The organism is Ponticaulis sp., assembly GCF_029210165.1.
Classification (GTDB): domain Bacteria; phylum Pseudomonadota; class Alphaproteobacteria; order Caulobacterales; family Hyphomonadaceae; genus Ponticaulis.
Window position 1 is genome coordinate 1,174,886 of the sequence record NZ_JARGNT010000001.1, and the last position, 13,612, is coordinate 1,188,497.

At 56.7% G+C, this 13,612-nt stretch carries 14 protein-coding genes; 6 read left to right on the plus strand and 8 right to left on the minus strand.

The features are described 5' to 3' along the window. Positions 1-89: 89 nt before the first annotated feature. The 3 genes from P1U45_RS05835 to P1U45_RS05845 all read left to right on the plus strand — a co-directional run bounded on the left by P1U45_RS05835 (position 90) and on the right by P1U45_RS05845 (position 3,161). Positions 90-386 carry an aa3-type cytochrome c oxidase subunit IV gene (locus P1U45_RS05835; RefSeq protein ID WP_301058115.1) on the plus strand — a complete coding sequence of 99 codons (297 nt, stop codon included), beginning with the start codon at positions 90-92 and terminating at the stop codon, positions 384-386. 389 nt (positions 387-775) lie between these two features. Continuing rightward, positions 776-1,735 carry an ATP-binding cassette domain-containing protein gene (locus P1U45_RS05840; RefSeq protein WP_301058117.1) on the plus strand — a complete coding sequence of 320 codons (960 nt, stop codon included), beginning with the start codon at positions 776-778 and terminating at the stop codon, positions 1,733-1,735. After that, entirely contained in the window at positions 1,728-3,161 is a 1,434-nt protein-coding gene (locus P1U45_RS05845) for an ABC transporter permease (RefSeq protein ID WP_301058118.1), read from the plus strand. The genes P1U45_RS05840 and P1U45_RS05845 overlap by 8 nt, the downstream gene beginning before the upstream one ends. A gap of 93 nt (positions 3,162-3,254) precedes the next feature. Here the strand turns inward: P1U45_RS05845 and rpsU are convergent, their stop codons facing one another. After that, positions 3,255-3,503, minus strand: a complete 249-nt coding sequence (gene rpsU, locus P1U45_RS05850; RefSeq protein ID WP_027441472.1) for a 30S ribosomal protein S21 — start codon at positions 3,501-3,503, stop codon at positions 3,255-3,257. 78 nt (positions 3,504-3,581) lie between these two features. Here rpsU and P1U45_RS05855 point away from each other — a divergent pair, with 78 nt between their 5' ends. Further along, entirely contained in the window at positions 3,582-4,202 is a 621-nt protein-coding gene (locus tag P1U45_RS05855) for a COQ9 family protein (protein ID WP_301058120.1), read from the plus strand. A 3-nt stretch (positions 4,203-4,205) separates the two neighbouring features. Here the strand turns inward: P1U45_RS05855 and P1U45_RS05860 are convergent, their stop codons facing one another. From P1U45_RS05860 to P1U45_RS05880, 5 genes are read right to left on the minus strand one after another with little or no spacing between them, the layout of a single operon-like run. After that, positions 4,206-5,198, minus strand: coding sequence for a DUF2125 domain-containing protein (locus P1U45_RS05860; protein WP_301058121.1), 993 nt, complete (start codon positions 5,196-5,198; stop codon positions 4,206-4,208). Further along, entirely contained in the window at positions 5,195-5,995 is an 801-nt protein-coding gene (locus P1U45_RS05865) for a lysophospholipid acyltransferase family protein (protein ID WP_301058123.1), read from the minus strand. The genes P1U45_RS05860 and P1U45_RS05865 overlap by 4 nt, the downstream gene beginning before the upstream one ends. Next, positions 5,950-6,501 (minus strand): YdcF family protein, encoded by a 552-nt coding sequence (locus tag P1U45_RS05870; protein ID WP_301058125.1) that lies wholly within the window; start codon positions 6,499-6,501, stop codon positions 5,950-5,952. Before P1U45_RS05870 ends, P1U45_RS05865 begins: the two co-directional genes overlap by 46 nt. Before the next feature lie 38 nt (positions 6,502-6,539). Then, complete coding sequence (locus P1U45_RS05875; protein ID WP_301058127.1) at positions 6,540-7,412, minus strand: cell division protein FtsX; 873 nt, start codon at positions 7,410-7,412, stop codon at positions 6,540-6,542. Then, positions 7,405-8,136: an ATP-binding cassette domain-containing protein gene (locus tag P1U45_RS05880; protein ID WP_293609936.1), complete on the minus strand. Its 732-nt coding sequence runs from the start codon at positions 8,134-8,136 to the stop codon at positions 7,405-7,407. The genes P1U45_RS05875 and P1U45_RS05880 overlap by 8 nt, the downstream gene beginning before the upstream one ends. Before the next feature lie 81 nt (positions 8,137-8,217). Here P1U45_RS05880 and P1U45_RS05885 point away from each other — a divergent pair, with 81 nt between their 5' ends. Further along, positions 8,218-9,123, plus strand: a complete 906-nt coding sequence (locus P1U45_RS05885; RefSeq protein WP_301058129.1) for an MJ0042-type zinc finger domain-containing protein — start codon at positions 8,218-8,220, stop codon at positions 9,121-9,123. An 8-nt stretch (positions 9,124-9,131) separates the two neighbouring features. Beyond that, positions 9,132-9,665 (plus strand): phosphoribosyltransferase family protein, encoded by a 534-nt coding sequence (locus tag P1U45_RS05890; RefSeq protein ID WP_301058131.1) that lies wholly within the window; start codon positions 9,132-9,134, stop codon positions 9,663-9,665. Positions 9,666-9,668: 3 nt separating this feature from the next. Here P1U45_RS05890 and P1U45_RS05895 read toward each other — a convergent pair whose 3' ends face one another. Both P1U45_RS05895 and lysA read right to left on the minus strand, forming a co-directional pair. Next, positions 9,669-12,359 (minus strand): DUF4175 family protein, encoded by a 2,691-nt coding sequence (locus P1U45_RS05895; RefSeq protein WP_301058133.1) that lies wholly within the window; start codon positions 12,357-12,359, stop codon positions 9,669-9,671. Next, a complete protein-coding gene (gene lysA, locus P1U45_RS05900) occupies positions 12,344-13,609 on the minus strand; it encodes a diaminopimelate decarboxylase (RefSeq protein ID WP_301058135.1) in 1,266 nt (421 codons plus the stop codon). The genes P1U45_RS05895 and lysA overlap by 16 nt, the downstream gene beginning before the upstream one ends. Positions 13,610-13,612 lie beyond the last annotated feature (3 nt).

Below are 13,612 nucleotides of genomic sequence, written 5' to 3' on the forward strand. Positions count from 1 at the left end.
GGTTTTCCTGTGACAGGTCTTGCCGAAATGGCTGCTTCAATCTATCCGAATAAAAAATTCACGAGCTTTTTGACTGAAAGGGCTTTCGCATGAGCGATTATGTTCGCGGTGAAATGGATATCACTGCTCAGGAGAATACCTGGAAAGGTTTCATGGCTGCGTTTACGTGGTCCAGCTTCCTCATCGTTCTCGTCCTCGCTTACGCAGTCTTCACGATCACAATGGGCATGAACTGGCTCGTTGCGATGGGCATTCTTGCAGTTGCCGGCATTGTTGGCGGTCTGGTCATGAGCATGGGCAGCGCCTGGATCGTGACTGTGGTTGGTCTCTGCGTCTTTGGCGTCTTCCTGCAGATCATCATCACGCTGGCTAAAGCCGTACTCTAAAGCGTTATGTGGGGCGGCATGCCCCGCAGCTGACGATTGAGGGGTCTTTATCAAGCTCCTCAATCGAGATGGCGTCATTACAGATGACGCAATAGCCGTATTCGCCGCTTTCCAAGCGGGCGAGGGCTAACTCCACTTTAAAAAGGATGCTTGCACGCGACGGCGGTGATGTATCCGTCGGTGGTGTTTGCCAGGTGTAACCGCTCTTTGAAGACGGAGCGTCCGACGCTCTGGGCTCCCCCGAATTGCATCCCCGGCGAGAAGGTAGTGTCTTTCTCACCCTTTCATGCTGCGCTTGAAATATTCTCGGGGCAAGCGAATTTTTTAATTCCTTTGATAGACCAACTAGCCCATCCTGTCGGTCAACAGCGTTGAAATTGGGACCGGACATGGCTGCACCTCCACTTAGATTTGAAGGCGTTACAAAACGCTTTGGCGATTTTGACGCCGTAAAAGATGTGAGTTTTCAGCTCGGTGCGGGTGAAGTGATCGGTTTTCTAGGGCCGAACGGTGCTGGCAAGTCTACCAGTCTGCGCATGGCACTTGGTATTATGTCGCCGGACGAAGGTGCGGCCGAATTATTTGGCGGGCCGCCGACGCTGTCCAATCTCCGCCGCGTCGGTTTTCTGCCCGAAGAGCGCGGCCTCTATAAGAAAATGTCCGCCCGCAATGTGATTGCCTATTTTGGTCAGCTGAAGGGGATGAAGCGATCGGATGCCTTATCACGTGCAGATGAGCTGCTGGAAAGTTTCGGTCTGGGCGAGTTTCGTAAAACCCGTATCTCGCGGTTATCCAAGGGCATGGCGCAGAAGGTTCAGATCCTGTCCACCTTTGTGCACAGCCCTGAGTTTCTGATACTGGATGAACCCTTTTCCGGTCTCGACCCTGTCAATCAGGCAGACCTTGAGCGCCTGATTGCAGACCAGAACGCCAAAGGGACGACGATCCTCTTTTCCACCCATGTGATGGAGCACGCCGAACGTCTTTGTGACCGTCTGGTGCTGATCGCGTGTGGACGCAAAATGTTCGATGGCACGCTGAGAGAAGCCTTTGCGACGCAGGCACATCAGGTACGCCTCGCCACTGTCGCGGACCGTGATCTGTCAGCTGATTTCGTCGATACACCATTTGATACGCGGGCACTGCCGCCCGTTGAGGGCGAGGATGACCGCATCTGGTGGGAGATATCCCTCCCTCAGGGCGCAACCAGTCAGGACGTCCTGAAGCGGGCCATCGACCGGGGCATAGCTATCGAAGGCTTTGAGCCGGCAGAGCCACGACTGCGGGATGTGTTTGTCTCGCTGGTATCAGAAGCAGATGAAAAATACGGAGCGCTGCGTCATGGGTAGAGCATTTCTCGTCGCGCGCCGCGAATACCTCGCCTATATCACCGCCTGGGGATTCTGGGTCGGCCTTCTGATCACGCCCGTTGCGCTTTCGCTCGGCATGTTTCTGCCATCTCTTATCGAGAGCTCACAGCCGGTTCGCTATTACTCTGTTATTGAAAGCGGCGACAGGTTTGCTCGCGAGCTCGACGGATATATGGGCGAACGCGATGAAGACATTGCGCGGGACCTGATCAGCCAGCAGGCAAACTTTGACCCGACATTCGATCCGGATGCTGCATTGGCAGAGTTCGAACGTCAGCTGGCAGACGGGCGCAGTACCTCAGAAGCTCTGGAAAGCGTCGTACCCATGGGGTCTATGGCGCTTTCAGACGATGACTACATCCGTGTTCCGCCGCCCGCCCGGACCCTTGAGGAGCTAAGGCCATACCTGTCCGGAGAGCTGGAAATCGATGGCCCGATAGGTCCGAGGCCGCTGTACGCGGTCTTCGTTCTCGACGGTGACGACATTGTTTACTGGAGCGAGGATGTTGTAAACGACACGCTGGTAGACCGCGCCAATCTGGTGCTGGAGCGTCTCGCGCGTATCCGGACCTTTGAGGCAGAGAATGTGCCGCTGGAAATTCTCGACCGCGTTCGCGAGAATACGCCATTGCTTCTGGTGCGTAGCCCGACCGCGGTTGATCAATCCGGTGAAGTTTCGTTCGCAGATCAGGCGCCGTTCTTCATCTCTATCGGCTTCTCATTCCTGCTCTGGCTTCTGATCTTCTCCGTCGTGAACTATCTTCTGACCGGAACGATTGAGGAGCGCTCGAACAAGATATTCGACTCGCTTCTGACGTCAGTCTCCCTGCCTCAGCTGCTAACTGGCAAGCTGGTTGGTGTGTTGATGTTGTCTCTGACGCTCATTTCCATCTGGGCGTTGATCGGTACAGGGATGTTGATCGCTGCGGGAGACAATATTCCGCCTGATATCGCAGAGGGGCTTCGTCAGGTTGTCAGCCCGAACCTTCTGGTGCCGACACTGATCAGCTTCCTGCTCGGATATCTGATGTTCGGGTCGATCTTCCTCGCGCTGGGGTCGCTATGCGATACCATTCAGGAAGCGCAATCGCTTCTGTCGCCGGTAATCATCGTGATGATGATTCCGCTTCTGCTCCTGCCGGTATCTATTTCTAATCCTGAAAGTCCGATCCTTCACGCAGCGACGTGGGTTCCATTGCTGACACCTTTCCTCGTGATTGTACGGGTGCCGACCGAGCCGCCGCTCTGGGAGCTTATCGCGCAAATCGTCTGGATGGGCGTTTTCACAGCGCTGATCATCTGGGCTGCTACGAAGGTCTATCGCGCTGGCGCCGTGCATGGTGCAGGCATGAATGAGGCGCGAGCCTGGTTCATGGGGCTATTCGGAAAGAAGGCCCAGGCTTAGACCCAGGTTTCAGTCTGTCTCAGAATCTGGAAACACAAAAACCCCTCACACGCGCACGTGGAGGGGTTTTTGAATAATCCTGAAAAGGAAAGCTTACTTACCCAGCAGGCCTTCGCGCTGAGCGCGTTTGCGAGCGAGCTTGCGCGCGCGGCGAACAGCTTCTGCACGCTCACGAGCTTTTTTCTCGGAAGGCTTTTCGAAATGGTTACGACGTTTCATTTCACGGAACAGGCCTTCACGCTGCATTTTCTTTTTCAGCGCTTTTAGAGCCTGGTCGACATTATTGTCGCGCACAACGATCTGTACGATGGGTCTCTCTCCATTTTCAAAATTGTGCGACAAGGCCGCACGCTATCTTTTTTGCCCGACTTAACGGACAATATAAATCGGAAGCCGCGCTCATAACACAAGGGAACGCGTATGCCTACACCCGAAGATGCACCAACTGCGCTATTGCGACAAAAAATTCTGGCTTCGGCGCTTGAAATAGCGCCCGTTTCCGGCTGGACCGAGGAAACTTACCTCGCTGCATGTGCTGAAATCGAGGTTTCACCAGACGATGTTGCCTATGCTTTTCCAAGCGGGGCGGCGTCCCTCATCCTTCTATATTTCGATACGCTGAAGGCAGAAATCAAGGATGAGCTTGCAGCGCTCCCCCTCGATGAGATGCGTATCCGCGATAAAGTCACTCAAGGTGTGGCGGTCTGGTTTGAAGCGCTGTCACGTCATCATGCGGCAAGTGTAAAGGCGCTGGACTGGTCTTTGGCCCGCCCGACTGGCCCGTTATCCATGCCCGAACTTCTCTGGGGTGTCGCTGATACGATCTGGCGCGGCATTGGCGACACGTCTGACGGGTTCACATATTACTCCAAGCGGACAACGCTATCGGCCGTGCTTGGCTCTACACTAGCGGCATGGCGCGGCGCAGAGGGCAACGAGCCGGCATGGCGTGAATTTCTGGATCGCCGCATCGAGAATGTGATGTCGTTCGAAAAATTCAAAGCTCAGGTGAAACTGCCTGAGGTCAAACTGCCATTCTGACGGTTAGTATTCTGCGAGTGTTTGTCCGAAGAGGCGGATGCTGCGCTCTTTAACCTGCACGGTGAGCGGTGTGCCGTTCGAACTCGCCTGAGCAACTGCGTTGATTATGGCTTCGCCTTGTGGATCGATGCTGCCCGCTTCACGCAGGGCAGAGATCAGATCTTCCGAACGTTCCAGAAACAGGCTCACGGTGCCGTCCGGATCATTATTCCGGTCGAGCTTCACGTTCGCCCGCATGGAAAGATCCAGCGGCCCCATATCAAGGTCGCCGCGGACGAGCTCAATGCGGTTTTCGTCCAGCTTCCAGTCTGTAACGGTCAGACCGTCCTCAATAACGCTGAAGAAGTTTTCTATCTCGCCCCAGATCACCAGTTCACTAACCTCGCGGCCGAGCCATTCTGCGCCTTCAGGCGCCTCTGGCAGTGACAGGTTATTGAACGAAACAGCCAGCTGTAGATTGCGTGGTTCGTCCGGCATCGGACGAAGGCCGATTGATCCGTTTGTCAGCGTGTAGCGTTCGCTCTCGTTCAGCACTGCGTCCAGCGTGGGAAGTTCGAGACCCACACGGCGCAGATTTCCGTCTTCCCAAACGAAACTCGCCGCAGAGCTATCATCTGCTGAAAAACTGAACGTCTGTCCCTCAGGAAGATCAAAGTCATTCTGCCCGGGTGCGCGGGCAATGACGTGATTGAAATTCCAGGCCATGGCGACAAGCTGAAGCTTTTCACCTTCCCAGCGGGCTTGCATGTCTGGCGCATCAATCACCGGATCATCAGCCTGCAGCACAAAGCGATACGGATAGCCGGTGACATTCAGCGCGGAGTATTCAACCGAGCGGCCCATTGCCTGTTGGTCTTCAATCCATTCACGTGCGCCCTGACGCACCACGCCCGCGCCATAAAACCAGTAGACAGTCCAGATTGCGAGGCAGCCAAGCGCTAGCAGGCCAAGCAGAACGGGAAGGGTGAAAAACCCTTTTTTGCGGATCTCACTCATGCGTTAGCTGCCTCCGCCGCTTCGGTGGTTGAAACATTCACGCCAGCGTCTTCTGCCAGGGCAAGCGAGCGGGTTTCGATGCGGTCGTGCAGCGTCTTCATGAAAGCCTTCCGTGACAGCCCCGGCTCAATACGTGGCAGGAATTCCACCACCATCGTGCCCGGATATCGCATAATACCTTTGGCCGGCCAGCATGTGCCTGTGTTCAGCGCGACCGGAAGGCATTCAATTTCCAGCTCTTTATATAGGAGCGCGATGCCGGGTTTGTACTCTGCATCAATACCCGGCTTCGTGCGCGTGCCTTCAGGGAAAATGAGAAGTGAACGTCCGTCATCACGCGCCAGCTTTGCCTTGCGTGTCATCTCTTTAAGCGTCTTCATCGCGCCGGATCGGTCAATTGCGATCTGGCCGGTTTTCAGGGCGTAGAACCCGAAGAGCGGATACCAGAGAAGCTCTCGCTTCAGGATTATGCACGGGTCTTTCAGGTACAGGAATGGCAATACGGTATCGAGCGTGCTCTGGTGCTTTGAGGCCACGAGAAAGGGCTCTTCCCCGATATTCTCAAGGCCGCGCACTTCGGTTTTCGCATTGCAAATCACCCGCATGCCACAGACGGCCGCACGCGCCCAGCAGCGAATGCCTATCGTTGCCGCCCGACGTGGCAGCAGCATAGTCGGGAGAAACACAAGGCCGATGAATACCAGCGATCCATATAGCCAGATTACAAACAGGACGGAGCGAAGTGCAGCCATCAGACAAATGCTTTCATTATCGCGGTGACCCGATACTTCAACCATTCCAGCACCAGCCCGCGAAATGAGCGCCAGGAACGCCACCAGCTTCGTGGCTGGAGGTTAGACTGGATGGGATAAGGGATAAGCTCGACTTCTTCAAACCCTTCTGTGAACCAGAGAAGCGTTCTGGGCATATGGTAATCTGATGTGACAATTATGAGTGAATTGTAGTCATGCCCGGCAAGCCAGTCTGCTGTCTCCAGAGCATTGCCTTCGGTCGACCGGGCCTGACGACCAATATCAATGCAGCAATCATAAAGCGCCTGCGAGCCGCCCGCAGAACGGATAAGCGTATCAATGTCGACGCTCTCATTTACACCGCTTACGAGCAGCCTGTGACCGGCCCCGCTTTCCAGAAGATCAATCGCTGCCTCAATGCGAAGGCCTGATCCGCCCGTCAGCGCCACAATGGCATCGGCGCTCGGCGGTGTCTCGGTTTCCAGTGCTGCGACGCGGTTCACAAAACGATGAAAGTCGGCAAAGGCGATCACTACTGTGAATGCAATCATAAACAGGATCAGTTTGCGAAACACGTCAGGCAGACCTTTTAATAAAGCTCGTTGAGCGCCCGCGTCACGGTAATGCGGGCTGCTATCATAGCAACCAGCGCGGCGATCAAAGGCGTCATAACTAACACGATAAAGGTGCCGATATCCGGCGACATTTGAGGGAGCAGCCAGCTGCGATCACCGGACTGCTTTGCGGCGAAGAACAAAAGCATGGCGCCGAGCAGGGCAAATAGTGCGCCTAGGCCGCCCGCCCTGAGGCCAAGACCAAAGAAGCGGTGCTCGAATAGACGGGAGATAAACCGGTCAGATGCCCCGCAGGTATGGAGCACAATGACAACTTCGCGCCGCGCCAGCAGTGCAGCGTGCGTCGCAAAAGCGATGACCGAGAGCACGATTGTCAGAAGCAGGACAAGCGCGACTATGCCCACCATGCGCAAAATACCGAGGCTCCGCTCGACATCGTTGGCCCATTGCTGGTGGCTTTCGACCTCAATCTGAAAGCCTGCGCCTTCGGCGGCTTCGCTGATCTGACGGGTAAGATCGCCGGCGTCAGGCGACGTGCTTACCGCGAGATAGTGTGAAATTGGCAAGTCATCCGGCAGATTTGTTCCAAGCCATGGCTCGAGCAGGCTTTCGGTGACTTCTCGGTCTTCCGGCGTGGCGCGTCTTACGCCGGAGAGGCCTTCCAGCAGCGTGGCCAGATCATCGGCGTCTTCGGCGCTGCCTTCGAGAAGGCGAACTGTGATTTCTCCCTGAATTTGACCAGCCCAGCTTTCTGCGGCGCCGTAAGCGGCCCGTGTGGCAAGACCGGTCAGTGCTGCGAGGAAACAAAGGGCCGCGACAACAAAGAAGAGCGCTGCTTCACGGGCGTCCTCGCGCGGAAGAAGAGGCGAACGTTTGGTATCATACATGATGGCCGCCTCCTGCGCCGACATCGCCGCGTTGATGCACCAGAAGCCCGTTCTCCAGCCTCACAACAGGCGCGCCGAGCCGGTCGACCAGCGTAATATCGTGGGTCGCGATCAGGACCGTGGTGGAAAGACGCCGGTTCAGTTCAAGGATCAGCCGCATCAGCCGCTCACCCATTTCTGGGTCGACATTGCCTGTCGGTTCATCAGCGATGAGAAGGTCAGGTTTGTTGACGAGCGCGCGGGCGATCGCGACACGCTGCTGTTCGCCGCCAGAGAGCGTTGTCGGTTTCGCGGTGATACGATCGCCAAGCCCAACCCAGTTCAGAAGGTCGATGACATCGTCGCGATACTCACGCTCATGTTTGCCCGTGACGCGCAGAGGAAGCGCAGCGTTTTCATAGGCGGTCAGATGGTTCAACAGGCGGAAGTCCTGATAGACGACGCCGATTCGTCGCCGCAGGCGGGTTAACGTTTTCCGCGTGGCATTGCTTGTGTCCACACCAAACAGCGAAACCTTGCCGTTACGGGGTTTCTGGGCCGCGTAAAGCAGCTGTAAAAGCGTAGTTTTTCCCGATCCGGACGGGCCGGTGAGAAACGTAAAAGAGCCGGAGTTTAACTCGATATTAAGGTCGCCTAACACATTCTCGCCAGAGATATACCCATGGTTAACGCCATCAACTCGGATGGTGGGCTCATCAAGAGAAATATCGGGCTCGTAATTCATGTCTCGTTTCAGTCCTTTCGGGACTGCTGAAGGGCGAATTCCAGGCACAGAATCGTGCCTAACGGAGTGGAGAGAACTGCAGTGATCCTCACATGTCCATCCTGTAGCGCACAATATTTTGCCGATGATAAGGCAATCGGTGCGAATGGTCGTACAGTTCGCTGTGCGGCATGCGCACATTCATGGTTTGCTCAGCCGGAACTCTCCCTTGAAGAAAAGCTCGAGGCAGCCTCCCTTTCGCGTGAGAAGGTTGAGCGCCAGCGTCAGGAGCATTCTCCGGCAGCTCCGTCTGTTGCGCCGCATCTGGCGTTTCGTGAAAAAGAACTCTCTCGCAAGGCAAGCGGTTCCCGCCTTGCGGCACTTACCGCTTGGGGCGGAACAGCGGCTGTCTTCTTTGCGCTTGGTATCGGCGCGGTTGTGAAGCGCGATGACGTCGTGCGCATGTTCCCGGAAGCCTCCAGCGCCTATGCGATGGCTGGCCTTGAGGTTAACCCGTTCGGGCTGGAATTTGCTGATGTGGCAGCAGACCGCCGCCTTGAAGGCACTCTGCCTGTGCTCACCGTTAGCGGTACAATTCTGAATGTATCAGACCGCCCACAAGCCGTTCCCAATGTGCGGGTGGATCTGCGCGATGATGCCGGTTTTGAAGTCGAGAGCATTCTCGTCACGCCCGAAGCGCTGAGCGTTGGGCCGGGCGGAGAAGTATCGTTTTCGTCGCGTCTCGATTCTCCGTCTCTTGCGGCGTATGACCTTGAAGTGACGTTCGTGCCGCCGACAGAAAATGTGCGTCTGGCTGCCGGCGTCCCATCCCAGCCGCATCATGAGCCTGAGAGCCATGCGCCTGCGTCTCACGATACAGGACACGCGGCGGACGATCACGGCGCGGCGGATGCGCACCATGACGCGCCTGCAGCGGTTGACCATCACGAAGCACCAGCAGATGATCATCATGAACCTGCCTCTAACGGGCATGACGAACATCACTGAGCAGAGCTTTGACCTGTCCCGAATTTGACGTCCTGCTGGACGAAACCGAGCTTCAATCGCGTATTGGAAAACTCGCCGCTGAACTCGCGCCGCGTATGCAGAGCGATGACTGGACGGCTGTAACCATTCTACTGGGTGCGTCTCCGTTTACGACCGATTTGATGCGCCACCTGACCAAGCATGACGTGCACCCACAGCTGGATGCGATCTGGCTGGAAAGCTATCGCGATGAACGCGAAAGCTCGGGTCGCGTAAAAGTGCGCGCCGATTTGCAGCGCAGCGTAAAAGGGCGCGGCGTTCTCATCATCGATGACGTCTATGATACCGGCCGGACGCTGGATTTTGCGCGCCACCATTTGATCGCTCAGGGCGCACGAGAAGTCATGACCTGTGTTTTTGCCCGCAAACAATTGGCAACGGGTGAGGGGCTGGATGCCTGGGCTTATGACGCGCCAGACCGCTACCTTGTCGGTTACGGAATGGATGATGCTGGTCTTTATCGCGGCCTGCCTTATCTTGGCGCGGTGCCGCAGGGCGGCTAACGCCTAAAATCTATCGAGCAGGCGTTCCAGATATTCACGCTCTTCCGGATCGGTTGAACGGTTCAGACGTTCACGCAGCTCATCCAGAATATCGCGCGCACGCTGGCGTTCGACCTCATCTGGAATGTCTATGCCGAAGCCGTTATTTTGCTGGCCCGTGCTGCCCGCGCGGCCAAGCGGATCACGTTCGCCGCCCTGTCCCTGATCGCCAAGGCGTTCGCGGCGCATGTCATCAAGGCTTTCCGACAATTGACCGGCTGCATCGCGCATTTCGCGAATTGCGCGGTCCTGATAGCGCTGGGCGCCGCGAAGGTCGCCATTACGTAGGGCGTCCTCAGCCAGTTCGAGCGCCTGACGTGCGATATCGAGATTATTGTCGCCGTCATCTGTCGTCCCAAGGCTGTCATTGGTGTCTTCCATATCCCTGAATGCACGCAGCTGGCTTGCAATGTCTTCCTGACGATCAGAGAGGTCGCCCTCAGTGCTGCCGAACTGCTGCCCGCCGCCGCTTTCAGTATCGCCGTCTCCGCCCTGGCCTGTGCCGTCCTGCGTTTCCGCGCTGCCGGAGGTTGTGTCACCGTCTTCGCCAATGCCAGACTGCCCGTCTGTATTGCCTTGCTGGTTACCGCTCTGACCGTTCTGAGGATCGGAGCCGAACTGCTCTTGCAGGGTTTCGTCGTTCAGACGGCGCTGTTCTTCCAGAATTTCGGCTAGACGTTCCAGCGTGCGCTCGAGGCGTTGTTCGTTTTCCGGTGGCGGGTCATCATTGGCTTCGCCTTCCGAGCCTTCGCCAAACATGTCACCGGAGCCTGAGCCGCCACCCTGAAAGTTCAGATTGTTGAGCAGGTTAGTGACGTCAGACAGGAGCTGACGGGCCGCATCTGTTGCGCCGGTTTCTGTAAGGTCCTGAAGTGCGTCCAGCATATCTGCCAGATCATTGCCGCCGAGCATTTCCTGACCAGGCGGGCCGCTTGCGCCGCCTTCCGGATTGCCGTTCATGATCGCTTCGGCCATGCGCGCTGCGATATAATCCTCAGCAGCCTCGCGGAAAGCTTCCATCAGGCGGCGAATTTCATCTTCGGACGCCCCGTCGCGAAGGGCGCGCTCCAGCGCTGCGCGCGCCGCGTTAAGGCGGCGCTCAGCATCGGCCACAGTGCCATACTCGGCGCGCAAAGCCGCGGCCCAAAGAAGGTCATCCAGAGGCTCTGCATCGGATGTTTCATTGGCATAGCGGAGCAGCTGGTGAGCACGTCGTAGTGCGAAATAGACGGTCAGATCGGAGAAATAGCTCTCAGGGCGATAGGTTACGGCGTCGAGCATCAGAGCGGCGTGTTGCAATCCGTCTGGTGCATGTTCAAGGCGATCACCAAGCCCTAAGTCTTCGCCTTCCAATACTGGCAGCATATCTTCGATAGGCGTCGTGTATTGTTCGTCCTCACGCAACACGACGAGGCGGATTTCCTGACTGGCGCGTGCGAGCGGCTCGAGGAACAGCTTCTCTGGCAACTCCATGATCACCGGCTCGCTATAGCCGGTCTGGCCAATGGCATCGGTCGCTGCGAGCGTGAGCTCAACTTCGGCACCTGCCCATTTATGGCGGGTGAGGTCTATATCTGCCTGGTCATTGCCGGTGCGGAAATTGGAAGACGGGATTTCAACCGGAGCCGTCTCGGATTCACTGGTATCGAGGCCGGATGCATCCGTTGGCGTGATGATGAGCTGCAGCTCCACCACACCGTATTCATCTTCTGCGCCCCACTCAAAGCTCAGTTCATCATTGTCGCCAATCGTCGGGTCTGATGCAAAGCGAACAGTTGGTGGCTGGTCCGGCGTCGCGGAAAAATTCCAGCCTGCGCGTTCGCCCCAATAATCCAGCCTGACGGATTGAGAGGCGTTAAGCTCAACCTGCGTTTCCCAGGTGCCATCGGACGCACGTTCCAGCGATGGACGCTCACCTGAAAGGGAAGCTTCGCCGAGGGCGCTTCTGTGAAGGGACGGCCGTCCGCCGCCTTGCGCGCGCAGGGTCAGGCGTGAGCCCTCTGGCACTTCAACATCCCGGTCGACGGAATTGAGGAAGATTGGAGCTGCGCCGGTATAATCTGGTGGTGTCACCCATGCTGTGACGGTCATGCTGTCAGCGCCGAAGAGCGCGCCGACATCTGTATCTATGGCAGATGAAAGACGCCCCATCGCCGTGTTGGAGTTCGCTGCGATAATCGCGATGAGTGCGAGTGGTGTGATGATCCGCAGATAGAGCGGGTCGGATTTGCGCCATTCTTCGCTGAGGGCGGGAGGCTCCATCTCTGCGATAATGCGAGCCAGACGTGCCTTGTGCTTCACCCAATAGGGGCGGGATTCTGCAGTGATGCGCGCCGGTTGATCATAATAGGCTTCAGCAGGGCTGTCAGGATGCGATGCATCAAGCCGGGCGCTGCCTTCTGAGAGGTCGGGTGTCTTATACTTTCTAAAGCCCCGAACGAGCGCGATAATGGAAAATGGAAAGAAGGCGAGGTAGAGCAAGGCTTGCGCAGGCGGCGCAAAGCGCTCGAACGCGCCGGTGAAAACCAGAGCCAATGCCGCAAACAAAAGCGCGCCCGGCAGAGCAAAAGCCTCGAAAAGCCTTACCCGTGCGAGGCGTGCCCGTGTCCGCTCGATCTTGCGGCGGAGAATGGTTGGGATCAGGTTTTCAGCCACTCCGGTACAGTTTCACTCGCTATCATCTCTTCAAATGTCGGTGGGGTGCGGATCAGCGCGACATTGTCCCCGTTCACCAGCACTTCAGCACACATTGGGCGTGTGTTGTACTGATTTGACATTACAGCTCCGTAAGCGCCGGCAGACATGAACGCGACGAGGTCTCCCTCTTTCATTTCCTGCGCCGGATAGTTCTTTGCGAAACGGTCTGTACTCTCACAAATGGGCCCGACAATGTCATAGTCCAGTGTAGCGCGCTCTTCAGAGCGAACAACCGGTTTCATCTCGTGAACAGCCTGATAGAGCGCAGGACGCATCAAATCGTTCATGCCTGCGTCCAAAATGGCGAAACGTCGGCCATCGCGTTCTTTGATATATTCGACGCGGGAGACAAAAATGCCTGCATTGCCCGCAATCATCCGGCCCGGCTCAAGAATGACTTCTACATCGAGATCGCCAAGCACTTCGCGGACCATCGCCGCATATTCTGCTGGTGTGGCAGGTTCGTCGCCCTCGCGATACGGAATACCGAGACCGCCGCCAAGATCCATGCGTGTGATGGGAACGCCAGCTTCGCGAAGGTCACGCACGAGGCCCACGACTTTTTCAAACGCGGCGCGCAGCGGAGCGAGATTCGTGATCTGGCTGCCAATATGGACGTCTACGCCGCAAACATTAATGCCCGGCAGTGACTGGGCCAGCGCGTAAAAGTCTTTGCCTTCATGCCATGCAATGCCGAATTTGTGTTCAGCGCCGCCCGTTGAGATGTTGGCGTGACCACCCGCTTCGACGTGCGGATTGATCCGAAACGCGATATCGGCCGTGTAGCCATTCGCGCTTGCCAGCTCTGAAATACGGTGAAGCTCTGGTAGGGATTCCACGTTAAACTGATGGATGCCTGCTTCAAGCGCGTCGAGAATATCTGTGCGGGATTTGGCGACACCGGAGAAGACAATCTTGTTTGCCGGAATACCTGCGGCCATTGCGCGTTTCATCTCGCCGCCAGACACGACGTCAGCGCCTGAACCGAGCGCGGCGAGTGTCGCCAGAACAGCCTGATTGCTATTGGCTTTCATCGCATAGGCGATGAGGCATGGCTGGTCTTTGAACGCATCAGCCAGCACGTTGTAGTGCCGGGTCAGCGTTGCAGACGAGTAAATGTAAACTGGCGTGCCAAAGCGTTCTGCGATTTCAGACACGGAAATGTCTTCACAGTGCAGAACACTGTCGCGGTATTCAAAATGGTGCATTTG